The sequence below is a fragment of the Nostoc sp. genome (genome assembly GCF_035638895.1).
Taxonomy (GTDB): domain Bacteria; phylum Cyanobacteriota; class Cyanobacteriia; order Cyanobacteriales; family Nostocaceae; genus Nostoc.
Genome location: NZ_DASQZC010000367.1, coordinates 1 through 1,544, shown reverse-complemented (window position 1 = coordinate 1,544; position 1,544 = coordinate 1). Strand labels below are relative to the sequence as shown.

Annotated in this window: 1 protein-coding gene; it reads right to left on the bottom strand. The window is 41.9% G+C overall.

Annotated features, from left to right (window positions below; genetic code table 11):
- Positions 1-267: 267 nt before the first annotated feature.
- A partial coding sequence (locus VE944_RS18035) for a hypothetical protein (RefSeq protein WP_324979707.1) occupies positions 268-1,544 on the bottom strand: 1,277 nt, incomplete at its 5' end.

Sequence of the window (1,544 nt, the reverse complement as noted above, 5' to 3'; positions counted from 1 at the left end):
CTCAATCATCAGCGCTGGCGTAGTGACTATCGACTACTGGCTCCATCTCCAGAGACTGGGCCTACTGTGTCTAATCCAAATGCCCCAATCATATCAACAGTCTCGTTTGAATTGCCGAATCAGGGAAAAGTAGAGCGGGTTTAATAGGTTCAAGGCTTTTTTAGATCAGGCTGGCAAGTGGAGCCAGCCTTTGATGCGATACCTACGGTGGTAACAGAGCTTGCCTTAAAGCCTGCGGCATAGCTACGCTTAGGGCGCGTAGCTGTTTTAATTAGCTGAAACTAACTCTGTCTCACCTTTCGATTCATCTCTGATTTTAAAGTAGTAATAAAGATTACCAGTAGTTAGGTCTGATGCCTGTTGCAAATTAGATGTAACTAATGTTTTATAACCAGTAATTACAGCTTGTTGACTAATATAAAATTCGTACTCTCGACGTAGTTCAGGCTCGAATATAAATAGTAACTGATCACGAAGCGAATAAAAATGAGATTTCTCGGCTAAACTCTCATACACTAATTGTTCTGGCGGTTCTGCTACATTGATTGTGGAGTAGTGAATCTCTGGACTATTAAAATCAGCGCTGCTTAAAAGCTTTAAATCTGATGAAGGAAGCGATTGTATCCAATCAACATGATTTTGCCACGAATCCAATACTCCTAAATCATGATTTTTAATGCGGATAATTTCGGGAAAGAGAAAATCAAGCTCATCATGTGATTCGCAGCGATTAATTACAGTTAGAGCATCTTGACAGATTTTATCTTGGAGTAGGATGAGGCGATCGCTTACTGCTGAAACCTCATTCTGCACTTGATAAGTTGCAACAATCGCCTGTTCAATTGCCCAAGCACATTCAAGTCTGCGTAATTGACCAGCTGCACAAGTTTCTTCTAGTAGATGCGGATTGCTGTAATCTGCTAAAGCCGTAAATAACATTCCCCTCACGCCATCAATCTCAGCGTTTCTCCGGCTGAAATCTTGCAATTGCATCGCTGAACGGAAGCGGTTAATCGCCTGGATAAACACTCCATACGCCCTCACTAAAGCCGTGCGATGTTGTTCAAATTTGATATCTTGGGCTACTTGCTCGATTATTTGTCTAATTTCTACTCCTTGGTCTTTTAAAGCTTGTTTCAAGTCAATAAAGCCGTTTTTGACTTCCAGCCTCATTTGCTCTACTTCTTTTCTTAGTTTCATTGTTTGGTGCAGATTGACTGCTGTTAATGCTACACCTGCGATCGTTCCCACACCAATCAAGGCTGTAGTTGCTTGCAGCACACCCAAGCTAGTTTGTATAGTTTGCAAGCCATTTAATACAGCTGTAAAGCCTTGCTGAGTTTGATACATCTGTGCCCCACTCGTTACTAGATTTGAAGCTGCTATCAGTGGAGATAAAGGGCTGTTGTTGACTGTAGCGCCAATAGCATGGCCTACAAACTGTCCGGTAACTGTATCTCTAGCGATGCTTAAGGGTACTCCATTGCTAAAGACTTGTAGATATTTCCCAGCATCAATACCAGTTTGAATTGCAGGCGCAAATT